Raw genomic sequence first — 23,208 nt, 5'->3', positions numbered from 1 at the left:
GCGGCCTCTCCCTTGCAAGACTAGGACCTCTCTTACAGGACGAATCGTCCGGCTTCGCCTGCGCTGCAGACGAAGCCTTCCATTTTGCCGATGACGGTGCGTTTGACCGCTTCGCGGCCGATCGCCAGACGTTCCGGGGAAAGCGACAGGCATTCCAGGTTCGACATCCGCTCTTCGCGGCCGAGCGCCGACAGCAGGGACAGCTCCAGGTCCGTCGCGATATTGACCTTGCTCACGCCGCCGCCCGGCAGACGGAACGCCTGCTGCATCATCTCGGCCGGAACGCCCGAGCCGCCGTGCAGCACGAGATGAACCGGCGTCAACGCACGGATCGCCGACAGGCGCGCATAGTCGATTTTCGGCAGCTTCACGTTGTAGACGCCGTGGGCCGTGCCGCAGGAGACGGCCAGCGCGTCGACGCCGGTCAGACGGACGAATTCCTCCGCTTCGCGCGGATCGGTGTACAGCTCCTCGTCCTTGTCGGTCTCGACGAAGTCCGTCGTGCCGATCATGCCGAGCTCGGCTTCGACCGATACGCCCTTCGCGTGCGCGTACGCGACCACTTCCTTGCTGTCCTTGACGTTGCTGTCGAACGGTTTCTCGGACGCGTCGATCATGACCGACGTGAAGCCGGCATCGATCGCCTCCGCGATCGTCGCCAATTCCTTCGTATGGTCGAGATGCAGCACGACCGGCACCGTGATGTTCAGCTTGCCGACCTGATCGTAAAACTCATCGCCGAATTCCGCCGGCGTAATGCCGTACCGAATCAGCTCTTTATGCGAGATTTGCACGATGATCGGCGAGTTCGCCTCTTGGCCGGCTGAAAGCACGGCCGCGATCATCGGCGTGTAGCGCGGCGAGAACGAGCCGATCGCGAACCGGCCCGCCTCCGCGAATTCCAGCGCCTTCTTCAGCGTAATGACGTTTCGAGGTTTCGTATGGTTGTTCATATGGTTTCTCCATCTCCCGTTTATCTGTCTGTTTAGTTTCTTGCCGCAGCCGCGGCGATCGTTTCCTTCACGCGCTTCATGCCAAGCTCCGGGCTTGTCAGGAATCGCTGGCGTTCTTCCGGTGAGAACCGTTCTGCGACCCGAGCCATCGACGCCTGCGCCAGCACCACGACGTCCGTATCGGCCGCCAACCGGCGCAGCGTCTCCGCCAGCTCGTTGTCGTGGCCGTCCTTGTCGCCTGCGAGCAGCAGCTGATAGGCAGTCGAAGCGACGACCGGCACGAGCTCCACCGTCCTGCCGGCCTGCTCCGCCTTGGCGCGCAGCTGCCGCTGGGTCGGCTCCAGCGTCGTCGCGAGCGTCGCGGCGACGCCGATTTTGGCTGCCGTACCGACGGCGAATTCCGCTACCGCTTCGTCGATGCGGACAATCGGTACGCCGATCTCCGGCTGCACCTGCGCGCACAGCTCGCCGATCGACGAGCAGGCGTTCAGGATGCAGTCGGCGCCGAGACGCTCCGCGATGCGGGCGTACTCGCTCCAGCGTTCGCGAACGTCCGCGATGCGTCCTCCGTTCGCCGCCAGCTGCGGCAGGACGGAGTCGTCGACCAGGTTCACGACTTCAATGCCGGGCATCTGCGCCAGCGCCAGCCCTTTCAACGGCTCCACCGTCAGCGGCGTCGTATGAATAATGACCAGCTTGCGGCCGGTCCAATCCGTTCTGCTCTCTCCCATGATCACTCATCCTTTCTTCATCGCGGCCATCGCCGCGTTCAAATCCGCGCAGGCGCCCGTCGCCGCGGCCGCATGCACGGCAGCGCCGAACGCCGCCTCTTCCTTCGCCTCCGCCAGATGCAGCGGCAGGGTCAGATGCTCGCGAAGCAGCCGCTGCATGACGGGATTGCGGCGAATTCCGTTGCCCGAGCCCGCGGCGCCGGTAACGGCATTTAGCAGCCTTCCGGGCAAAAGGTGAACGAAGCCCATCAGCTCGTCGACGATTCCCGTCAGCACCGCTGCCGCGAAATGGCCCGGCGTGAAATTGTCCGGGCCGATGCCGGCAGCATGCCCGAGTCCTTGCGGATCATAACGTGTGCCGTAAAACTGCGTGCCGAACCGGAGCTGTCCCATGCCCTCTTCAAGCGCTTGCCCGGCCATCGCGTTCATGCGCTCGTAGATATCCGCATCGTCGATCGCGGCATCGCCGAACGACCGGCAGACCGCTTTGAAGAATTGCTCCAGCAGCGCATACGACTTGCCGCCGCTCAGCGGCGCTCCGACGAGCAGGAAGCCGCCGCCCGGGAACGGACGCGTCTCCAATCCGGGGATTTCCTCGTATTGTTCCGTATACACCGACATCTGCGAGCCGGTGCCGATGTTGACGAGCATCGTTCCCGCTAGCTTCGGCACCGCGCCGATGAAGCTCGCTTGGTTGTCGCCGATCGCGCAGGCGACCGCCTTGCCGTCCGGCGTCCTTCCGGCGATGCCGCCTGCCTGGGCGACCGGAGGCAGCATCGACGCGTCCATGCCGGCCTTCGCTACCGCGGCGGCATCGAAGGCCGCCAGCCGGTTCGCGAACAGGCCGAAGCCCGCCGCATTGGACGGGTCCATGACCGGCGACGTGGCTCCCGTCAGCTTCATGGCGATATAATCGCCGATCGTGCAGAGAAACGCCGCATCCTTCGGCACTTCGCCGTTCAGCGTATTGTAGTAATGCGTGACGAGCCCGTAGCCGCTGCTCGCCGAATGTCCCGTTAACCTGCCGAGGTGCTCGGCGTACGTGCCCACGCCGTGCGCCATCGGCAGGTCGCCTCGCCCGTCCTGCCACGTATAGAGCGGGCTGACGCTTCGGCCGTCCAGATTCACGTACAGCATGCCATGCATCTGGCAGGAGATGCCGATCGCGGCAACGTCAGCCCAATAGGGTTCGCTGGCTTCGATCAGCTCGCGGACGATCGCGGCGATCCGCTCCGGCTCCTGAGTCCGCTCCCAGCTCCGTTCGCTTCGCAAGAATGCGTCATTCGCTTTCGTAACTACGCTGATCGTCTCGCCCGCGGACGAGGCGATGACAATGCCGATGGATGTGGTCCCGATATCGATACCTGCAAATTTCACGCTGCGTGAACCTCCGTTCGATGGGTAGAAATCGTATTCGCATTCCCCTGAGCGCGGCTGACTGCCGTCAAGATCGACCAATGTCTTAGCGGGATTACAGCTTCAGGGCATCCGCGTAAGCTTCCGCTTCCTGCGCGGCATACAGAATGAGTCCGATGCACCAGGAATGCGACAGCGTCAGCATCATGCCCTTCGGCTGGAAGCAATTCGTATTATAGAAGCGTTCGGTGACCATGCCCTTGTACGCATTGAAGTCTCCGTCTTCCCGGGCGATGAACTGCAGGAAGCAGGCGATATGGTCCCGCGTGCGGTCGAGATAATAATCGTCCTTCGTGTACGTCCACAGCCGCAGCATCTCCGGCACGCAGAACAGGCCGTAATTATGCAGATGCTGATTGGAGGTCGACGCCTGATCCGCGCCCCGCGATCGAAAATCGTACCGCGCGAGCAGCGTATGCTCCGGAAATTGCAAATTGTACGTCCACCGGAACGTCATCATCCAGTCCGCCGCGCTGGAGGCGAGCGCCAGCCAGCCCGGGCTGCGGTCGAATTCGTACAAATGAACGTACGAGGCAACCGCGTTGTACGCATCCTCGGAGGTCGGCGTCAGATGCACGTCCTCCGGGGCGCCATATATATATTCGTCCTTGATGAATGTCTCGTAATAGCCGCCGGCAAGCACCGCCGCTTCCGAGTAGCGCTTCTCTTCGAAATAAGCCGCGCCCGCAAGCAGCGCGGAGATCCAGAGCATGCCTCCGGCGCCGTCCCATTCCTCGACCTCGCCGCTCCGGCAGTTGTAGTAGGAGCCGAAATTACCGTCCTCCCGTTGACGGGAAGCCGCGAAGTTCAGGTTGGACGACACCGCCGCTTCCCATTCGGGATGCGCGACGCCGCGTTCCCGCTCGAACGCGAGCGCGCGCGTCATGAACAGCGTCGCTTCGGCGATCGTGCGCGCCTGTAGCCAGTCCGACTTCGGATTCCATCCGGCGGTCCAGCCCTTGCCGGCCACCCACGACGCCCAGAAAATGCCGCTCGGCGAGACGCCGCTTGCGATCTTGTCGAGCACCGCGGCGCCCGCTTCCGCGTAAGCCGCGATGCCTTTCTTCCGGCCGTAAGCGAGCAAGGCATATGCGTACGGCGCGCCGCTGACCCAGCCCACGTGCATATGGCGGCGGTCGCCCATGCCCTTCACGTTGTTGTTGAACTCGCGGTCGAACGCCGCCGTCTCGTTCAGAATGCCTTCCTCGGCATCGTAATGCCACGTATAAAGCCCGTGCGCGGTCAGCTCCGCCGCCTCTCCCAAGCCCATCCAAGGGTTCAGCCGGTGCTCGGCGCCATGCAGCCGGTACATTCGGCGCACGAACGGATCGTAGGCATGCGGATCGGCTCCCGCCGCATAGACGTTCAGCTTCAGCGTCGCCTGCTGTCCCGGCTCAAACCGGGCGCAAACGATATCCGCCGGACGCGGAAGCGCGTCTCCGACGAAGGTTACCGGTTCCTCGCGGTACGGGTAGTCCAGCCAGATCGCCGTGCCCGCCTCGTTCCCGCGGAAGCCGATGCCCGTCAGGCCGAGCTCCGACATCTCGTCCGTGCAGAGCGCGCCGCATGCGCCGTCATTCCAGGTGAACACCGCCGGGAGCGCCGCGCGGTCCGAACGGAACGACCAGTAATCGGACACCATTTCATCATGCTTCCCGCCTCGATAGTCGTAACGGGGATACATGCGCAGGTTCTTCTCGAACCGGTTCTCCTTGTAGAACGCGCCTGGAATCATCCAGTCCGGCCGTCCCGGCCCGATCAGCTCGCAGCCGAACGTCAGCCCGAATTCCGCCGGCGCCTCTCCTTTATAAACAAACCGCAGCGTGACGTCGTAGACGCCGGGCTCCTCCGGATCGGCCTTCCAGCGGGCTTCCGCCTCGTACAGCTCCGACGCGCCCGCCATTCGCAGCCCGCCCTCGCCGTCGGAGACGATCTCGCCGATCGGCAGCTCGCCGATTTCGCGCCCCTCGGCATTCCACAACCCGAGCAGCCGGCCGAAGCGCATATAGGCCGCGCCGCCGTCGTTACCGGGCTCGAACACCCGGAGCTCTCTGCCCCTGCCGGTCGATTCCGTTCTCCATCCCATGTGCCATCCGTCCTTTCGGCCTATAGATCCAGTTGATACAGCTCGATCAGATTCTCCCTGAAGATCCGGTCCGCGAAACGCATCGCGTCCTTCTCCTTCAATGCGCCCTCCGCGATCTTCTCGGCCAGCGTGTCGGCGACGATGCCCCGCGCGAGCTTCAAATGCGCGTACGTGCCTTCGACGTGGTTATAATCGCCGCCGAAGCCTTGGATTTTCGTCTGCGGCACCATCTCGATCATCTGGTGAAGAATCGTTTTGGCCGCCGTCGGCGATATGATATACGTCCACGTGAAGTCCGTATACACGTTCGGGTAATTCTTGGCGATGCTTAGATACGTCTCATGATAAGGGAAACCGCAGTGCAGCAGCACGAACTTGGCATCTTGATATTCGGCGAGCAGCGGCAGCAGCAGCGCCGCGTTGGAATTCGGAATCAGGTTGCCGTTGCTCGAGACGCTTGTCTCGTGGTGGCCGGTATGAATTTGAATCGGCAGCTCGTAGGCGGCGGAACGCTGAATGATGAAATGTATGAGATAATCCTGCAGCGATTCCGTCTCCGACTGGGACAGCCCTTCTTCGAGCGTGCAGCCCAGCAGCCGGTTGAAGACCGATTCCGCTTCCTGGAAGGTCGGCTTCCCGCTGGCCAGCGAACGCCAATAGGCGTGCCCGAGCTTCGTCGCGACCATGCCTTCCGTTTTGAATCTATGCAATAAGGCATCCACCGCGTCCAAATAGGCCGAGAACGTGTGCACGTTCGCGCCGGCGTTTCTTTCCACGTCGCGGATATCCTTCCGATTTCGAAGTTTAAAGGTAAAGTCCATGAACATGATCGGACGGAACCGGTCATAGTCCAGCTTCGTCGTCTGAATGAGGGTGAAGGCCAGGTCGATGCCCGACTTCTCGTAAAGCACCTTGTCGTACCAATTCGGGTCGTGCGTCGCCGCCTTGACCTTCTCGTTCACGGCCAGGATTCCCGGAACGCTCCAATCTTGAAAGCCGTACAAATCCTCCATCGCCGTCCGGAACATGCGCGCGTACGTCGTGTTGCGGGTTCGCTCCCAATGCTTCAGAAACGCCGCGGCCCGCTCTTCGTCGCTGCCGGCCTTTCTGCCTAAAGCGTCGCGCGCCATCCCGGCCGTGATCAGATCCGATTCCAAATAATGCATGAGCGAGAAAAAGTCCTGGTTTTCCTTCTTGCGAATTTGCGGGGTCGCCAGATGTTCATGTCCGTCGATGATCCGAAGTTGATTTACGTATTCATGAATGCTGCTCATCGGGCCGATTCTCCTTCCAAAAATGGGCGACTGCCTCTCCGCGAGAAGCAGCCGCGCCTTGTACTGTCGATTAGTCCAGCTTCAATTCGGGGAACGTGTTTTTCACTTCTTTCTTGAAGTCCTTCACGACGTCGTCGTAGCTCTTGTTGTTCGTGATGCCGTCGCCTGCGGCTTTTCTCCATTTGCTGAGAATATCCTCGCCGTATTTATCCGCTTTGATGGCCGGCATTTGTTTCACGGACTCGTAGTAAGGCTTCAAAATGTTTTGATCGCCGAAGAACGCGGATTTGTACGTATCGACGTTCGCCTCGTATACTTTGCCGCTGCCCGGCATGTTGCCCGTTTTCTCCAGGTTGTGCTGCTGCCATTCCGTGCCGGCGATGTACTTGATGAATTCGTACGCCAATTCTTTGTTGTCGGATTTGTCGTAGATGCCGCGGTACGTGCCGCCGACGTAGAAGCCCTCCGGCGTTTTGGCCACGCCGTATTTGCCTTTGGCCTTATCGTCTTTGTTGTCGATCATGAAGCCTGCCCAAGCCGGCATCGACGTCAGTACGACGCTGCCGTCGTTAAGCGCGTTGCCCCAGCCCGCCGACATGAACGGAAGTTTGGCATCCACGTTGTTTTGGCGGATTTTTTGCTGCGTGTCGTACACCGTTTGCCATTTCGGATCGATGTTCAGCTTGCCGTCTTTGACCCACGGCTGCGTGTTGTACGCTTCGATGTCGAACAGGTCGCCGGCGTTTTGGATCAGATGCTCTTTGCCGCCGCTGTCCGCCGCGACTTTTTTGCCGAGCTCGACGATTTTATCCCAGGAGCTGACCATGTCGCTGATTTTGTCCGGGTCGTCCGTGCCCAGGTATTTGGCGGCGATGTCCTTCTGGTACCAGAAGCCGCCCGGCGAAGAGTGGTCGGAAATCGCGCGCAGCTTGTTATCGGACGAGCGTCCGAGCTCTTGCACGTACGGAATGTAGTCCTTCACCAAATCGTCGCCGCCCATTGCGGTCAGGTCCGTCAGGAATTTGGAGTCGATGAATTTGCCGATGTAGCCGCGCTCCAAGTCGAAAATATCGGGGACGTCCCTGCCGGACTGAAGCGCCGTCAGCAGCTTGGTCTGGTATTGGTCGCCAGGGAACATCTTGACGTCGACCGTTACGCCCGGATTTTTCGCATGGAATTGGTCCGCCATGTCCTTGACTTGGTCGAAGAACGTCCAGATGACGAGCTTGCCCGACAGCTCCTTCGTGCCGCCGCCGTTCGCCGCGCCCTCGTTTGCGGAACCGCCGTTATTCGCGGCGCCGTTCGTATCGCCCGCCGTGTTGCCGCCGTTATTTCCATTGCTGCCGTTGCTGCCGCAGCCCGCCAGCAGGCTTGCAGCCAACACGACGGATGTGCCCATCGTCAACCAATTTTTCGTTTTCAAAACCGATCTCCCCTTTTGTCGTAGATTGTAATCGAGACGTTTGAAATGAAACCCCATGATTGCAAAACTCCCTGCCGTCTAGTCGCCGTCGTTAACGAGCATCACCTCTTTCAATGACATGCCATGAAGCATCAGCCTTTCACCGCGCCCGCCGCAACGCCGTCGATGATGCGCTTCGACATGAACGAGAAGAATACCAGCACCGGCACCACCGCGATCACGATGCCGACGTACTGCGCGCCGAAGTCGGAGGTGAACTGCGACTTCAAGCTCGCGATCATGACCGGCAGCGTCTGCAGGTTGTTGTCGAAGAGAATGATGAGCGGAGTCAGGAAGTCGTTCCATTTGCCGATGAAGGCGAAGATGCCCAAGGTCGCCAGCGCGGGACTCATGATCGGAAGCACGATCCGATTGAAGATTTGCAGCTCGTTGTAGCCGTCCATGCGGCCCGACTCGATGATCTCCGTCGGCACCGACGAATCCGCGAACTGGCGCATCAGGAAGATCCCGAAGGCGTTATGAATCGACGGCAGAATGAGCGGCCAGTACGTGTTGAGCATGCGGAACGAGTCCATCAGCTTGTAGAAGCCGATAATGCCGAGCTGACCGGGAATCATCATCGTGCCCAGTACGAGCAGGAACAGCGCGTTGCGGTATTTGAAGTTGTATTTCGAGAAGCCGTAGCCTGCCAGGGCAGCGAAATACACGTTCAAAATCGTCGAGAGTACCGTAATGAAAACCGTATTTCCGAAACCGCGCCAAATGTTGACCGTATCCTTCAGCCGGTTGTAATTGTCGATGAACTGATCGCCCGGAATGAGGAGCAGCTTCCGCGCAATATCCGAATTGGTATGCGTCGAGGTAATGATCATGCTGTAGAACGGGATGAGGCAGGTTGCTGCCACGACGATAAGAAACAGATACAGAATCGATTTGGAAATGACTTTAGCCATGTGCTGCGCCCCCTATTCCTTCAGCCTTGAGGCTCTGGCGGTAATTGCCGTGAAAAACATGACGACGATGAAGATACCGTAAGCGACCGCCGCGCCGTAGCTGTAATCGAAGTTTTTGAATGCCGTCTCGTACAAGTACATCACCATCGTCCGCGAGGTGTTCCCCGGGCCGTCGCCGAGCATGAGCGGCGCGTCGAACAGCTGCAGCCCGCCGATGACGGAGGTAATGAACACGAACAGGAAGACCGGCCGCAGCAGCGGAAGCGTAATATGAACCGCCGTTTGCCTTTTCGTTGCGCCGTCCATCTCCGCCGCTTCGTAAACCTCGTTCGGAATGGACTGCAAGCCGGCGATGAACACGATCATGTTGAAGCCGAAGTACTGCCAGCAGATGACCGCGGAAGCAATGATGCGCGACCACCACGGACTGTTGAACCAGTTGACCGGATCGTGCACGATGCCGAGGTTCATCAGCAGCTTGTTGATGCTTCCCGTCTGCCAGTCGAACATGAGGCTGAAGATGACGCCGAGCGTGACCGGCGTGATGATGTGCGGGAAGAAATAAACGGCTCGGAAGAAATGCTTGCCTCGAATGAATTTCTCGTTCAGGATCAGCGCCAGCAGCAGCGCCAGGATAAGCTGCGGCGTATTCGAGAACACCCAGATGATGAGCGTGTTCCAGATGGTTTGATAGAAGAAGCTGTCATGCAGCAGCCGCGTGTAGTTGGCTACGCCGACATAGACGGGATCGGTGAAGCCGTCCCATTTCATAAAACTTAAGTACAAGGTATACAGAATCGGCGCCAAACCGAATACGGCAAACCCAATAAAGAAAGGCGCGATGAAAAAGTAGCCGTAGTGCGATTTGTTTACCTTCGAGCCCATTCCCCTCACCTCTTTCTACAATTTTCCGCATGAATCGCGAATGATAAGCTTTGGTTTCAATAAATAATGATCGTCCGGATCGGCGTCCTTGACGTTCTCGATCTTCTGGAACAGGCCGTGAGCCGCCTTCATGCCGATATCCTGAAAGGGCTGCCTGACGGTCGTGAGCGATGGATAGACCCATTCGGATATCGTAATGTCGTCGTAGCCGACGATCGACATCTGCTTCGGCACGTTCATCCCATGCTCTTGCGTCGCGCGCAGCGCTCCGATCGCCGTCTCGTCGTTCGAGGCGACGACGGCGGTGAAGCCTTTCGCCTGCAGCAGCTTCTGCATCGCCCGGTACCCGCCTTGATTGCTCCAATCGGACTGAACGACCCATTCGGGATTGTATGTCAGGCCAAGCGTTTCCATCGCCTGCAAATATCCCTTGAACCGGTATTTGTTCGCGGCCGCATGATCGGGACCGGAGATATAGGCGATATCCCGATGGCCGAGGCCATGCAAGTATTCGACGATCTCGTAGATCCCCGCGGCGTTGTCCACGTCGACGGAGAAAATATCGTCCATCTCGCCATGGTCGCCGACAAGCGTAATCGGATACTCGGAATCCCGGATGAGCGCCAGATCTTCCTTGGTCCTCTTCTGGAAGCTGACGAGAATGACGCCATCCACCTGGCCTTCGTACAGCAGGTTAAGAAACGAAATCTCATCCTCGTAGTTGGACGTCCAGCTCAGAAAGATACAGTTGTAACCTTTCATATTCGCAACGTTTTCAATTCCCCGAATGATGCCGGAATAGAAAATGTTAGAGATGTTGTCGACGACGACCGCAATGATGTTCGTTCTGTCCAGCACCAGCCTGCGCGCATTGGCGTTGCGGTGAAAATTCAGTTCCTTGATCGCTTTCTCCAGTGCTTCCTCGGTTGCTTTCTTCACCTGCTGTCCATTCAAATAACGGGACACGGTGCTTTTGGACGTTCCGGCCAATCTGGCCACGTCGTGAATCGTCGGCGCCACGGCTATCACTCTTTTCTGTTATCGTTTCCCTAGATCGCTTAATACTTTCCATCAATTTTGGGAACGTTCCCATTTTAACAAATAACGATGGCCGGAAGATACCATTATTAGTGGGAACGTTCCCGAAATGCATAATGACCCGTACAAGCAGTCCACTTACATGGAATACGCTTGAGCATGCGCAAGCTGCTAACCGATGATTTATAACCGCAGTCCTTTGGAATGAACCAGGATCCGTTTTGGGAACGTTCCCAAAATGGAGAAAAAATAAAATCGTTTCCTCCGTCATGGTCGGATTCGTTACCTTCGCGTCTTCGTATACCGATGACTCCTCGAAATGGGAACGTTCCTATTCACAACTTAAATGATATTGATGTGACAATATTAGCGCTTACATCATGCGCTGTCAACCTTTAATTTGAATTCGGTTCCAAATGTAAATTCCCGGAAATCCGCCCGTCGCCAGGCGATTATTTTCTGGCATCCGCTATAAACATAGTGGCATCTTGATTCATGAAGATTTTGCTGCCGGTATAGATGTTCTTGGACGCTGCGTCCCTATAACCGATCTTGGTCATCAGACCGATCAGATCGTCCTGATCGAAGCCAGGATGGACGAGATCCGATTTTACGTTGTCGTTCTTATCGAAATCGACGATCAACAAATGCCCGCCGGGATTCAGCACCTCGAATAATCGGGTCAATACGGGCTCCACCTCTTTGATGTGAAGCAATACTTGCGCCATGAAAATATAATCGGCCCGCAGATCGGATGCCAATCCGGTCTCCAGATCCAAGCATAACGTCCGTGCATGCCGAATATTGGCGTCAGCCGTCTTCCGATCGATGCGATCCAGCATATTGCGTGAAGTATCCACGAAGACGATGCTGCTGAATGCATCGATCAAATTCAGCCCGACGAGTCCCGTGCCGCATCCGAAGTCGATCGCGATTTTCCGTTGACCGTCCTCGATAAACTCCCGAATCGCGTCCGACGCGATCTTCGCGATTCGAATTCTTTCCGGGGTGTCGTAACCGTGCGCCATCGCTTCGAAAATATCCGTGTTTCCCATGCCCGACCTCCAGTTTTCCGGTTCCCTATCCATGTATGTCCTCCCCTGGCGCTCCCGAAGAATTCGTCAGCATGGGGTTGCAAATGAATTCCATTATAACAAACCGAATGGTCGTAGCAAACAAACGCGTTCGAATTATCCCCCCGCTTCCGTTCGTCGGCACAAGCTCGTGCATAGAGGTTCGTGCAAACCGGTCATCACCTTCAACCCTGACGTAAAAAGGTCCACGAATAATCGTGGACGTGAACGCCATTGGGAATAGAGCCGTTACCGCGCTGCCTTGTCGGCGAATCGCTCCACGATGCCGTCCTCGAACCGGCGGGGCAGTTCGACCTTGCCGCCGTATTCTGCCGTATGGTAGATGGCCATGATGACTTGAAACGACAGCATCGCGTGCGCCAAATCGCAGATGTGGCCGCCCTCGGGATTCGCCAAGTATTCGGGAATGGAATTGACGTAAGCAAGCAAAGCATCGAAGTGATGTTCATCCCAGCTCGACTTCTCGACCGTATGCTCGCCCGTGATATAATTTCTTACTTCCAACGTTTGATTAAGCGCGATCTTCAAGTGGCCTTCCGTGCCGTAAGCATCCACTCCGATATGATAGAACGGGTTCGTCTCGCCTTGAAGCGACCGGGCGAATGCGCCGCATTCCACGGTAGCCCGCACGCCGTTGGCGAACAAAATCGAGGCCATGGCTTCGTCCGGCGCGACGATCGACGAGCTGTCCTTGCCCTCGTAAGGACCGGTCTGACCCATAACCCAAGCAATGGGGCTGAAATCGTTAAAGTACATGACCATGTCGATGACATGCGAGCCTTGCTCCATGATATTGACCTTGGTGGAAGCGCGAATGAACTCGATCTCTCCGATCGCGCCGGCGCGCAGCAATTGCTGCGCCTTATGCCAGGCCGGCAAATATTTATGCTGATGATTGACCAGCGCCAGCTTGCCGTGCGCCTTGCAAAGCGCTTCGATTTCGTAAGCTTCCGATGGGGTCAGCGCCATCGGCTTCTCGATGTTGATCAGCTTCACGCTCGGAAACCGGACAGCCGTCTTGACCAGTTCGAGGCGAGCGTCTGGACTGCTGACGATATCGACGATATCCGGATTCGTCTCGCGCAGCAGCGTTTCCAAATCCAACGTACGGGCCGCGATTCCGTAGCGGTCGGCAAGCGCTTTCAATCTTTCCGTATTCGAATGCCCGCAAATCCCCACGAGCTCGATACGCTCGCTTGCTTGATAGGCCTTGGCATGCGCATCGGCCCAGCCCTTCGTTCCCGCAAGCACGGCTTTCAATTTCATCCTTGGAATCCCCTCTCCGATGTAACGCTCGGCAATCCGCGTCTCATCGTTCGATTGCTTTCATAATTCCACTTTACCATAATTCACCGGATTCGGAGTTCGGAAAGTTAGTTAATCGCCTCCGAAATGCAAGCGCTAACCTTCGCTGAACGAACAGATCCTTATCGGAAAGGCATACTGGAGGAAGAGGCTTTGGGACGCCTGGAGGATGGACGGGGTACGCAGCGGGATCCGCGATTGGCGGGCGTTTTTATTCGGCTCCTGTCCCAGGAAGCCCTCGAGAATGGTACTGCTAAGACCATGCTGACGGCCGGCGTATAGTCGGACAGGAAAAGACCTCTCCCTGCGCCGATGCGCAAGGAGAGGCCTTTTTTTATTTTTCGCAAGCCGTATCGATTCGTTTCTTCGGACTTGGCTTTCATTGTGCCTGATGCAGCCTAAAGCAAGCCCCGCTCTTTTAGGTTCAAATAACTGACGGTCGCCGTCTCGAGCCCCGTAAGGTTGCGAAGCTGGTCCTGCTCCACCGTCATCCATTCCACGCCGATTTCCCGGGCCGCTTCGATGGATTCCTCGATCTTTACGACACCCGTGCCGACCGCCGTCCACTTGCCGACTTCATCCGTTCCGTAGACGTCCTTCAGATGGATAGCCGGCACGCGCCCCGCCATCTTACGGAGGATATGGGCCGGATCTGCGCCGCCAATCGTAATCCAAGCGACATCCAGACGGAAATAGAGATGCGACGGATCGGTATGCTCGGCTAAAATATCCAAGGCGTATACGCCCTTGAAGACGCGTTGGAACTCATGCGCATGGTTATGATAGCAAAAACGGAGACCCTCCGACTTCAATCTGGCTCCCGTGGCATCGTACAATTCCGCATCGCGAAGCAGCTGCTCCCGCGAATCTGCCACGTCCCACCAGAAGGTGACATCCTTCGTTCGGAGCGCGAGCGCCTCGCGGATCACCTTGTCGAGTTCCTTCCCGTCGCGCAGCTGTTCCTTGTTCACGCTATGCGTCGCAACTTGGAGTCCCAATTCCCGGAACCGCGCTGCATTCGCTTCTACGTCGCCTCGAAGCAGCTCGCCTCCGCCCTCGATGCCCTCATAGCCGATCTCGGCTACACGCTGCATCGTTCCCCAGAAATCCTGCTTCGCTTCCTCGTTCACGATTCCGATTAAACCAAGCTTAGGTCTCGACGATGTCATGTTCATGCTCCTTCTTTGGCAAATTGGCCTTGCTCCAGCATCGTGATGAACGGACTGTCCGTTATGCCTTCAAGCGGCAGCTGCACCCGTGCGTGCCGGCGCACCGACTCATAGATCGCGAAGATCATTTCCGAGGCGCGAAGCGCTTTGACATGCGAAACCTCGGGTTCTTCGCCCGTCCCTAAACAATCGATGGCATGGCGGACGTAGCCCTCCATCTGATCGGACATCGAAGACAATTCCATCTCGGGCTTCCAGGACGGATCGTCGTAACGGACGGCTCCGACAAGCTGTCCGTCCCACATGACTTCGATAATGCCCTCGGTGCCGTAGACCCGAACGCCCGCCCATATCTTCGCCTTATCCGCAGTCGGCTCCCACGTATCGATATCCCCGGAGATGACGTTGGCCTGAACGCCATTGGCGAATACGATTCGCCCGGATGCGCCGCATTCGGACGGGACGTTGAACCAGTTATAGGTCTCGGTCGTATCCACGGCGCCAAGGACCCATCGTGCCGGCGTTTCATCCATAAAACTGATGGCCTGGTCGAAGGTATGGATGCCGCAATCCAGCAGGTTCGGCGGGGAATACAAGTCCATTCGAACGATCCGTCCGATCTTCCCTTCCTTGATCAGGCGGCGTACGGATTGATTCCCTTTGGCGAATCGGCGCTGCAGCGAGAAGGTCAACTGGCAGCCATGCGCGTCCGCGATTCGTCCCATCTCCAGGCACTCCCCCCAAGTCGGCGACATCGGTTTCTCGCACAGCACCGCCTTGACTCCGGCTTCCGCGCAATCGCGAAATACCGGCAAATGCAGCGGCGTCCATAGACAGATCAGCACCACGTCAGGCTTCTCCTTCGCCAGCATCTCCTTGTGGTCCGTGTAGATCTTCGCCGCGAAGCCGAAAACGTCATTCATTCCGTCGGCCGACTCGGTCGATAGATCGGACAACGCGACCACTTCGCATCTGCCGTCGGCCAGCACGCCTGCCGCATGCTCGTGCGCGCGTCTGCCGCAGCCGATGAAGGCTGTTCGATATAATGGCTTATCCACTGCCGAATCCTCTCCTTATCATTGAGAGAGAGCTATGGCCATAGGTAAGATCTATGAGCATAACTCTCTCATCGGGTCTAGTTTTCGTTAGTTAACGGGCGTAAAATCGGCTAGCTGTTTCTGCACCTCGGCGATTACCTTGTCGACACCGGCCGCTTGCAGCTGTTTTCGATAATCGGCAACCGCTTCTTTCGGATCTTTTTTCGTTTTGCCGAGCATGAGCTGCATGCCCAATTGCTGATTCACGTTGGAGATAGCCGCGATTTCCGTCGACACGTTCTTCGGATCGAAGCTGAAGCCCATGTACGGATCGTTGATCGCCTCTTTATTCCATTGCTCGTACAGGCTGGCGCGTATCGGATTTTCCGTATCCATCGGCAAATTGTATTTATCGTTCCGCAAGGACCATGCCGCGAAGCCGCCGCCGTCCTTCTTCTCGTCGAAGCCGGCCGGCGTTTTCTTCATGCCGTTCTCGATGTCGTACTGACGGCCTTCGATACCGTATTGAATTAAATTATAATAGCTCGGATCGGTCATGAATTTCTCGATCGCCATGAGCGAACGTTCCGGGTCCGCGGCCGTCGTGCTGATGACCGTGGAGTTCTCGACGCCCAATTTGCGTTTGATCTTGTGGTTGGCTTCCGCGAACGTATAGAAATCCAAATTCGCGTCCGGCTGCGCCTTCGTGTCCATGCCGTACTTGCCGATCCAATCCTGCGCGTGCGTCAGGTAACCCGCGGAGTTCCCCGCTCTGAAGTTCGTGCCGGCATCGACCTTCGAGGACATAATGTCCTTCGACCAATAGCCTTTATCCGCCCACTCGCGCATTTTCACGGCCCAATCCTCGAATTCCTGGGTGAAGGCCGGGTGGAAGACGGTCTTATAATCTTCTGGACTCTTCGTGACGAGATTAAGCTCCGACGTATTGATGCCCGGCGCGTTCAGCCACATTCCCGTCGTGTCGACCAGCATGCGATACATGTTGAAGGCATCGTCGGCATTGCCTTTGATCGGCGGATAAGACTCGTTCGCAACGACGTTGTCCATGTATTTCTCCATGTCTGCTATGCTCGCGATCTTATCCATGCCGTACTTCTTCAACAGGTCGGAACGGTAAGCGAAACCCGTCGGCGTAAATTCGCTGTACAAGGAAGGCACGCCGTAGATTTTGCCGTTGACCTTGGCGGCTTCCCAAGTCGATGCGGGTATTTCCGCTTTCAGCTTGGGGGCAACCTTGTCCAGCATGTCCGTGATATCCGTCAGCGCCCCCTGATTGGCCAGCGTGAAGTACGAAACCGGAGCGCCGGGCGACGCATGAGACATATCGAACTTCTCGCCGGAAGCGAACAGCAGCGGGTATTTGGTCGCAACATCCGGCCAATCGATGTACTTGACCTCGATCGTCGCGTTGATATCTTGCTTCAGCTTCTTGTTGATCTCCGCCAGAATGTCTTTATTGGCGACGCCTTCCGTGCCCCACAAATAGTAAACCAGCTTCGCCTCTTTGGAAATGTCGACGCCGTTGGCCGTTGCGGCAGCGCCAGCCGAATTCTCGGACGGCGCGTTCTTGTTATCGTCGGATGACCCGCACCCCGCCAACAAGCCGCCCATCATCGTAAACGCCAGTAAAATGCCCGAAACTTTCTTGCCCGTGTTTCTCATTTTCTCGCCTCCCTATTTTGGTCGCCTAGCATGCTATAATAGATGTTCTCTTGGGAAAGGAACATGTATTAACCCTTCACCGCGCCGATCGTGAGACCCGATACGAAGTAACGCTGCGCAAACGGGTACAACAGGATAATCGGCCCCGTTGCCAAGACTGCGGTCGCCATCTTGATGGACTGCGACGGCAAATCCGCCGTATTGATGGACGCGCCTTGATTAATGAGCGCTTGCACGTTCGTCTGGTTGATCATGCGCTGCAGCACGTATTGCAACGGGAATTTGTCTGGCGTCTGGATATACAACATCCCGTTATACCATTCGTTCCAGAACCCGAGCGCGGAGAACAGCCCGATGGTCGCGAGCGCGGGGATCGCCAGCGGCATGAAGATTTGCCAGTAGATGCGGAAATCGCCCGCCCCGTCGATGGTAGCCGATTCATACAAGGAATCCGGAATCGACTTCATGAAATTACGCATCAGGAATATCGACCACGCGCCCACGACGCCCGGCAGGATCATCGCGAACAGGCTGTCCTTCAGATGCATGTATTTCACCATCAGGATATAACTCGGTATCAGGCCGCCGGCGAACAGCGTCGTAAAATAGATCAGGAAGGAGAAGAAATGGCGGTACTTGAAATCCTTCCGATTCAGCACGTATCCTGCCATCGACATCATCAACAATCCGGCGACGGTGCCGACGACCGTAATGAAGATCGTCACGCCGTAAGCCTTGGACAAGGTGGACGAGTTATGAAGCAGCAGCTCGTAAGCCTTGATGGAGAAGCTGTTCGGAATCAGCTTGTACCCTTCGCGAATAATCTCTTGCTCGTTCATGAAGGAAGAAGACACCATCAGGAGAAAAGGAAAGACGCAAGCCAAGGCGAAACAGAAAATGCTTGCATAACTAACGATTTTAATGAGCCTGCCGCCAAAATCTTCTTTTCCCACGCGTTGAACGATCAAATTTCCCACTCCCTTCTAAAATAAAGCGCTGTCCGGCTCGATTTTGCGAACGATCAAATTGACCGTTACCACGAGGACCAAACCGAATAGAGATTGATAGAAACCGACTGCCGCGCCCATGGAGAAGTTGAATTGTCCGACGAGGCTGCGGAACACGTACGTATCGATGATGTCCGTCTGCGGATAGAGAACCGAATTCGTGCCGATCAGGTTATAGAACAAATCGAACGATCCCTTGAGAATGCCGCCAAGCCCGAATAGCAGCAGCAGAATAAACGTCGGCTTCAGCATGGGCAGGGTCATATAACGGATTCGCTGCCATTTGCTGGATCCATCCATGTATGCCGCTTCATATAGATCATGGTTAATCCCGGCAATCGTGGCCAAGTAGACGATCATGCCGTAACCCGTCGTACTCCAGATCTTAAAAGCGACGATAATGTACTTCCAAATGCCGGGGTCGGAATAAAACTCGTATCGCTCCATTCCAAGCGACGCAAGGATCGTATTCATGAAGCCGGAATCGTAATTGAACATGTTATACGCGAATACGCCTACGATAACCATCGATATGAAGTACGGCAGCAGCAGCACGGATTGCGAAATCTTTTTGAACCATTTGCCGGAAATTTCGGCGAGCATGATGGCAAAGACGATTTGAACCACGTTCCCCAGCGCAAGGAATACGAAATTGTAAAGCAGCGTATTCTTCGTGATGTTCCACAAGTCGCCGTTTTTGATTAGAAATTGAAAATTGTCCAGCCCGATGAAATGGCTGCCGAAGATGCCTTTGCTGATATTAAAATCGACGAACGCGACGTAAGCCCCGGGCATGACCAAATAATGAAATAGAACAAAGTATACGATGACGGGCGAAAGCATGAAGAACAAAATTTTGTTCTTCCAAAATTCCCGCAGCACATTTCCACTATGAAGTTTGGCTTTTGTCAAGATCTGCATGCCGTTTACCTCCGTTATGTAAGGGTCCCAACGAAAAAAGATTGCGCTTACATGAATAGAAACAATAGATCACCAAAACAATAGAAACGTTTCGATTTTTGAACAAATTTACACGCCGTCTTCTGATCAAAGCAGGAAAATCGAGGAAGAATAAGACATAATTCGCAGCCTCAACTTCCAGCACAGGAAGACATTTCATTGAAACGTTTCTCTAAACCGAATATTACACCATGATTTCGTGGAGCGCAATCCTTTTTTATCCTATATTCTATTCCATTTATCCGGGTTTTTTGCCTAAAAACGTAAATAAACCACATTAATGAAACAATGCGGCTTAACTTATTACCCCGGTATCCGATAAAGGAAACACAATTAGTAGCGAAACGTTTCGATATGACGATAGAGAACCCTGCCTGCAACAACTGCTGCATTCACGAGGCCGGAATCGTCACTCGCTTAATTGCCCGGCCCAACCGATTTCCCCTTCAATAACGTGACGTAGATCCGTTCATGCTCCACCGTATCGCCGTTGATTAGCTTAACTAACTGCTCCGCGGCAAGCGCTCCCCATTTGTGCTTCGAATAATCGATCGTGGTTAAACGCGGCTGGGAATACGAAGCCAGCTCCATGTTATCGAATCCAACGATATGAATATGCTCTCCGATCCGTATGTCCGGGCGGTACTCGGCGAGATAATTGAACATGCCGATCGCCATCTCGTCATTGAAACAAAAGACCGCGGCGGAAACCAGCCCTTCCTCGCTCTCTGCCATGATTCGCTTAGCGGCAAGCTCTCCGCCCTCTTTATTGAAATCGCCTTCCATGACGATAAGTTCAATGCCCGCATTACGTTCCACGACCTGCATGACCGCTTGCAGCCGCTGCTTCGAGTCATACGAGCTTCCAGGGCCTGTTACGGCGTAAATCTTCCGGTGTCCTTCTTCGATCAAATGCTCCGTCGCTAAGGTAGCTCCCGCCTTATTGTCCAACAGCACTTGGTTGATGTTCGCATGCGAGAGTTCCCGGTCCAGCACGACGAGCTTATGCCCGCGGTCCGCATACCGGACCAGTTCTTCGCTTTCGAACGTCACGTCCAATATGATTGCCCCGTCTATCATGCGCTCCGGCAGCATCCAATGCGATTGCTTGCCGCTGCATACGATGAGTTCGTAACCCTTGCGAGCGAGAAAATCCTTCGTACCTTGAAGGAGGTCGCCATAGAATGCACCGTTGAAGTCGGTAAGAAAGATGCCGATAATTTTCGTTTCCCTGGTCTTGAGCGATCTTGCAGCAGCGTTCGGGATATAATTCAATTCCTTGGCGATGGCAAGGATTCTCTCCGTCGTCTCGTTCGTCACTTTGGGGCTTCCGTTAAGCGCATAGGATACCGTCGAGATCGAGACCCCTGCTTGTTTGGCAATATCTTTGATCGTAGCCACCGAGCTCACTCCTAACTCTCGTTAATCTATCCCTATCCAAATTATCGGGGCTGTTCGAATCGAAACGTTTCTATCGTTGTATTGACTGCATTATAAACAATCCGGCGAAGGCCGTCAATGACCGTTTCTTACGGGCGACGACCTTAAGAAATTACCCTGATTCAAGCCAACGGCGGCAGTTCTTAGGAATGAACATCGCTCATGCACCTGTCTATCGTATATGGGTAGCTCGTCCCCCGATTCCCGTTATGTACGATTAGACATATCCAATATTATACAATTTTATCCTCCAATAATTGAAATATATCCCTATTCAAACTAGGCCGATACTCCTATTCTGAAATAGATACATATATCCTATTGGGAGGTAACAATGTCATGAAGAAAAGCCTATTGGTCTCATCTCTCAGCTTGGTCCTTGCCGCTTCAACCGTCTTAAGCACGGCCGGCGCAGCATCGAAAACCGGCACCATCGTGATCAGGCATACGCAATTAGGCGAGGCGAAACAGCAGCGGCTGAATATTCTCAAAGACGTGCTGGCAAGAGTCTCCAAAGAAGTGCCGGGCGTAAAATACAAACTGGACGGCGTCGATTCGGACGTCAATCGCAAGGAGAAATTGCGTTCCGAAATGGTCGTCAACAAAGCGCCGGCGATCTTCGATCTGTTCGGCGGATCCGACACGCAGTTGTATGTCGAGGCCAACCGGTTGCTCGATCTGACGCCGATTCTGAAAGAGCTCGGTTTATCCAATAAATTTATATCTTTAAATGAATTTACCGTTAATGGAAAAATATATGGACTGCCGATCGGCGGGTACCAGGAAGGCTATTTCTACAATAAAGACTATTTCAAAGCCCACGGCCTGAAAGTCCCGACGACGTTAGCCGAGCTCGAGAAAATCGCGGCCGCGGTCAAGAAAGACGGCAAAACGCCTTTCGCCCAAGCTTCCAAAGCCGCATGGGTACCGCTTATGACAGCCAACACGCTGTGGTCCCGTTACGCGGGCCCGGATATTACGAACGGCTTCTCGACCGGCAAAACGAAGTGGAATAGCGCGCCGATGATATCGGCCTTCACGAAGTACCAAGAATGGGTGAAGAAAGGCTACTTCAAGCAAGGCGAGCTCGGTTTGGATTACGCCGAACAGCGCAACCAGCTCATCCGCGGCGAAGCGGTCATGATGTACGACGGATCGTGGGCATCCAGCGTATTCGCGGATAAGGCGCAAGCCGGGGACATGACGGGCAAAGTCGGTTACTTCGCGCTGCCGGCAGTGGCTGGCGGCAAAGGCAACCAAACCTACGTAAACGGCGGCTTCTCCAACGGTTACGGCTTCTCGGCCAAAGTGAAAAACGACAAGAAGCAATTGGCGTTCGTCAAATCGTTCATCAAGAACATGTACAACGACGAAATGCAAATCCGCGGATTGGAAGCGGACGGCGTCCTGCCTTCCATGAAAGTCAGCAGCACGAAACTGGCTAACGCCAAAGTCACGCCGCTCGTGAAGGAAATCATCGCGGTCGGCAACAAAGCCAGCGGCGCTTTCCCGGCGTTCGATTCCTTGGTATCGGCTGACGTCAACACGGCGCTGAGCGAAGGCATTCAAAAATTAATCGGCGGCAAAGTAACGCCCAAGGCCATGCTCGACGCCGTTCAGAAGGCGCAAAACATCGCCAACAGCGACGACGATTTCTAAACGACCGCACGCGCGCAAGGCGAAACGGCTTGCACCGTCCATAGGCGGCGCGGCGCGCTTCATGCCGGAGCATTCCGAGCGCAGCAGCATCGGCTGAAACTTATACCTGCTCGGAACTTGAAGAAGACCACCCTCTTTAGAGTGGTGGTCTTTCTCATAACGGCGGCTTACGGCAAACGTCAGACTATTGCGGAGGATACGATGAACGATGAATAAAACGCTGCGAAAACCATGGACGTACGTCCTCTTTCTGCTCCCGCTCCTCGTGCTCTATATCATGTTTTTCATTTATCCGATGATCTCGGCCGCCATTACGAGCTTCATGAAATGGAACGGCCTGACCGAACCGAAGTTTAATGGGTTGACCAACTACAAGCATGCCTACCACGACGCCAAATTTTGGGATGCCGTACTGAATAACGGCAAGTTTATCCTGTTCTCGGTTTTCGTGCAGGTTCCGATCATCTTATTCTTCTCGCTCTTGATCAGCAACGTCAAAAAACTGAAGGGGTTATATAAAACCGCCGTATTCGTCCCCTCCGTCATGTCGACCGCGGTCATCGGCATCCTGTGGAGCTTCATCTACGAGCCGGATATCGGGTTGTTCAACCTCGCGTTGACCAAAATCGGCTTGCAGCCCGTCATGTGGCTGTCCGATTCGCAATGGGCCATGTTCTCGATCTTGATTACGAACGCCTGGCAGTGGACGGGATTCTACATCGTCATGGTCCTTGCCGCGATCCTGTCGATTCCGCGGGAAATCGACGAGGCCGCGATCGTCGACGGGGCTGGCGCCTTTACGCGCGCGACCCGAATCACGGTACCGCTCATCATGCCCGTCATTTCCGTCGTCATCATGCTGTCCATCGCCGGCGCGATGAAAGCGGCCGATATCATCATCGTCATGACGAAGGGCGGCCCGGGCGGAGTAACGGACGTCATGGCAACCTATCTTATCAAATACGGAATCACGAATGCGAAATACGGGTACGGCAACTCCATCGGGGTGTTGATCTTCGTATTTTCCCTCATGCTCACGGCACTGTATCAGGTGCTGGTTGCCAGAAGAGTCGAAAGGGTCGAATACTGATGACG

The 23,208-nt window shown here is 55.6% G+C and carries 19 protein-coding genes; 2 read left to right on the top strand and 17 right to left on the bottom strand.

Annotation, left to right across the window (positions count from 1 at the left end):
* Positions 1-32 precede the first annotated feature (32 nt).
* The 17 genes from GT003_RS01285 to GT003_RS01205 form a co-directional block, all read right to left on the bottom strand.
* Positions 33-953 carry a class II fructose-bisphosphate aldolase gene (locus GT003_RS01285; protein WP_161693604.1) on the bottom strand — a complete coding sequence of 307 codons (921 nt, stop codon included), beginning with the start codon at positions 951-953 and terminating at the stop codon, positions 33-35.
* Positions 954-985: 32 nt separating this feature from the next.
* The gene (locus GT003_RS01280; RefSeq protein WP_161693602.1) at positions 986-1,684 is read right to left on the bottom strand and encodes an aspartate/glutamate racemase family protein; all 699 of its coding nucleotides are present in this window, start codon (positions 1,682-1,684) and stop codon (positions 986-988) included.
* Positions 1,685-1,690: 6 nt separating this feature from the next.
* Entirely contained in the window at positions 1,691-3,061 is a 1,371-nt protein-coding gene (locus tag GT003_RS01275; protein ID WP_161693600.1) for an FGGY family carbohydrate kinase, read from the bottom strand.
* Positions 3,062-3,155: 94 nt separating this feature from the next.
* Positions 3,156-5,186 carry a YyaL domain-containing protein gene (locus GT003_RS01270; protein ID WP_161693598.1) on the bottom strand — a complete coding sequence of 677 codons (2,031 nt, stop codon included), beginning with the start codon at positions 5,184-5,186 and terminating at the stop codon, positions 3,156-3,158.
* Positions 5,187-5,206: 20 nt separating this feature from the next.
* Positions 5,207-6,460: an amidohydrolase family protein gene (locus GT003_RS01265; protein ID WP_161693596.1), complete on the bottom strand. Its 1,254-nt coding sequence runs from the start codon at positions 6,458-6,460 to the stop codon at positions 5,207-5,209.
* 70 nt (positions 6,461-6,530) lie between these two features.
* Positions 6,531-7,883 carry an ABC transporter substrate-binding protein gene (locus tag GT003_RS01260; protein WP_161693594.1) on the bottom strand — a complete coding sequence of 451 codons (1,353 nt, stop codon included), beginning with the start codon at positions 7,881-7,883 and terminating at the stop codon, positions 6,531-6,533.
* 131 nt (positions 7,884-8,014) lie between these two features.
* Entirely contained in the window at positions 8,015-8,836 is an 822-nt protein-coding gene (locus GT003_RS01255) for a carbohydrate ABC transporter permease (RefSeq protein ID WP_161693592.1), read from the bottom strand.
* A gap of 12 nt (positions 8,837-8,848) precedes the next feature.
* On the bottom strand, positions 8,849-9,721 hold the full coding sequence (locus tag GT003_RS01250; protein WP_161693590.1) for a carbohydrate ABC transporter permease: 873 nt from the start codon (positions 9,719-9,721) through the stop codon (positions 8,849-8,851).
* Positions 9,722-9,736: 15 nt separating this feature from the next.
* Positions 9,737-10,741, bottom strand: coding sequence for a substrate-binding domain-containing protein (locus tag GT003_RS01245; RefSeq protein WP_161693588.1), 1,005 nt, complete (start codon positions 10,739-10,741; stop codon positions 9,737-9,739).
* A gap of 470 nt (positions 10,742-11,211) precedes the next feature.
* On the bottom strand, positions 11,212-11,814 hold the full coding sequence (locus tag GT003_RS01240) for a class I SAM-dependent DNA methyltransferase (RefSeq protein ID WP_161693586.1): 603 nt from the start codon (positions 11,812-11,814) through the stop codon (positions 11,212-11,214).
* A 267-nt stretch (positions 11,815-12,081) separates the two neighbouring features.
* Entirely contained in the window at positions 12,082-13,119 is a 1,038-nt protein-coding gene (locus tag GT003_RS01235) for a Gfo/Idh/MocA family protein (protein WP_161693584.1), read from the bottom strand.
* Positions 13,120-13,556: 437 nt separating this feature from the next.
* On the bottom strand, positions 13,557-14,327 hold the full coding sequence (locus GT003_RS01230) for a sugar phosphate isomerase/epimerase family protein (RefSeq protein WP_161693581.1): 771 nt from the start codon (positions 14,325-14,327) through the stop codon (positions 13,557-13,559).
* 2 nt (positions 14,328-14,329) lie between these two features.
* A complete protein-coding gene (locus GT003_RS01225; RefSeq protein WP_161693579.1) occupies positions 14,330-15,385 on the bottom strand; it encodes a Gfo/Idh/MocA family oxidoreductase in 1,056 nt (351 codons plus the stop codon).
* Positions 15,386-15,472: 87 nt separating this feature from the next.
* The gene (locus GT003_RS01220) at positions 15,473-17,047 is read right to left on the bottom strand and encodes a DUF3502 domain-containing protein (protein ID WP_161693577.1); all 1,575 of its coding nucleotides are present in this window, start codon (positions 17,045-17,047) and stop codon (positions 15,473-15,475) included.
* A 68-nt stretch (positions 17,048-17,115) separates the two neighbouring features.
* Complete coding sequence (locus GT003_RS01215; protein ID WP_239565654.1) at positions 17,116-17,886, bottom strand: carbohydrate ABC transporter permease; 771 nt, start codon at positions 17,884-17,886, stop codon at positions 17,116-17,118.
* 144 nt (positions 17,887-18,030) lie between these two features.
* Complete coding sequence (locus GT003_RS01210) at positions 18,031-18,975, bottom strand: ABC transporter permease (protein ID WP_204798874.1); 945 nt, start codon at positions 18,973-18,975, stop codon at positions 18,031-18,033.
* A gap of 456 nt (positions 18,976-19,431) precedes the next feature.
* The gene (locus tag GT003_RS01205; protein ID WP_161693575.1) at positions 19,432-20,415 is read right to left on the bottom strand and encodes a substrate-binding domain-containing protein; all 984 of its coding nucleotides are present in this window, start codon (positions 20,413-20,415) and stop codon (positions 19,432-19,434) included.
* A gap of 378 nt (positions 20,416-20,793) precedes the next feature.
* Here GT003_RS01205 and GT003_RS01200 point away from each other — a divergent pair, with 378 nt between their 5' ends.
* The gene (locus GT003_RS01200) at positions 20,794-22,113 is read left to right on the top strand and encodes an extracellular solute-binding protein (RefSeq protein ID WP_161693573.1); all 1,320 of its coding nucleotides are present in this window, start codon (positions 20,794-20,796) and stop codon (positions 22,111-22,113) included.
* Positions 22,114-22,321: 208 nt separating this feature from the next.
* Positions 22,322-23,203, top strand: coding sequence for a carbohydrate ABC transporter permease (locus tag GT003_RS01195; protein WP_161693571.1), 882 nt, complete (start codon positions 22,322-22,324; stop codon positions 23,201-23,203).
* Positions 23,204-23,208: the final 5 nt, after the last annotated feature.

The organism is Paenibacillus sacheonensis, assembly GCF_009909195.1.
GTDB lineage: Bacteria > Bacillota > Bacilli > Paenibacillales > Paenibacillaceae > Paenibacillus_Z > Paenibacillus_Z sacheonensis.
Note: the sequence above shows the minus strand (reverse complement) of the source record. Positions and strands in the feature narration are given on the sequence as shown.

Excerpts from the sequence above, each read along its gene's own strand:
- GT003_RS01285 (WP_161693604.1), bottom strand. The coding sequence starts at position 953 with ATGAACAACCATACGAAACCTCGAAACGTCATTACGCTGAAGAAGGCG.
- GT003_RS01280 (WP_161693602.1), bottom strand. The coding sequence starts at position 1,684 with ATGGGAGAGAGCAGAACGGATTGGACCGGCCGCAAGCTGGTCATTATT.
- GT003_RS01270 (WP_161693598.1), bottom strand. The coding sequence starts at position 5,186 with ATGGGATGGAGAACGGAATCGACCGGCAGGGGCAGAGAGCTCCGGGTG.
- GT003_RS01265 (WP_161693596.1), bottom strand. The coding sequence starts at position 6,460 with ATGAGCAGCATTCATGAATACGTAAATCAACTTCGGATCATCGACGGA.
- GT003_RS01255 (WP_161693592.1), bottom strand. The coding sequence starts at position 8,836 with ATGGCTAAAGTCATTTCCAAATCGATTCTGTATCTGTTTCTTATCGTC.
- GT003_RS01250 (WP_161693590.1), bottom strand. The coding sequence starts at position 9,721 with ATGGGCTCGAAGGTAAACAAATCGCACTACGGCTACTTTTTCATCGCG.
- GT003_RS01240 (WP_161693586.1), bottom strand. The coding sequence starts at position 11,814 with ATGGGAAACACGGATATTTTCGAAGCGATGGCGCACGGTTACGACACC.
- GT003_RS01235 (WP_161693584.1), bottom strand. The coding sequence starts at position 13,119 with ATGAAATTGAAAGCCGTGCTTGCGGGAACGAAGGGCTGGGCCGATGCG.
- GT003_RS01230 (WP_161693581.1), bottom strand. The coding sequence starts at position 14,327 with ATGACATCGTCGAGACCTAAGCTTGGTTTAATCGGAATCGTGAACGAG.
- GT003_RS01220 (WP_161693577.1), bottom strand. The coding sequence starts at position 17,047 with ATGAGAAACACGGGCAAGAAAGTTTCGGGCATTTTACTGGCGTTTACG.
- GT003_RS01215 (WP_239565654.1), bottom strand. The coding sequence starts at position 17,886 with ATGAACGAGCAAGAGATTATTCGCGAAGGGTACAAGCTGATTCCGAAC.
- GT003_RS01210 (WP_204798874.1), bottom strand. The coding sequence starts at position 18,975 with ATGCAGATCTTGACAAAAGCCAAACTTCATAGTGGAAATGTGCTGCGG.
- GT003_RS01200 (WP_161693573.1), top strand. The coding sequence starts at position 20,794 with ATGAAGAAAAGCCTATTGGTCTCATCTCTCAGCTTGGTCCTTGCCGCT.
- GT003_RS01195 (WP_161693571.1), top strand. The coding sequence starts at position 22,322 with ATGAATAAAACGCTGCGAAAACCATGGACGTACGTCCTCTTTCTGCTC.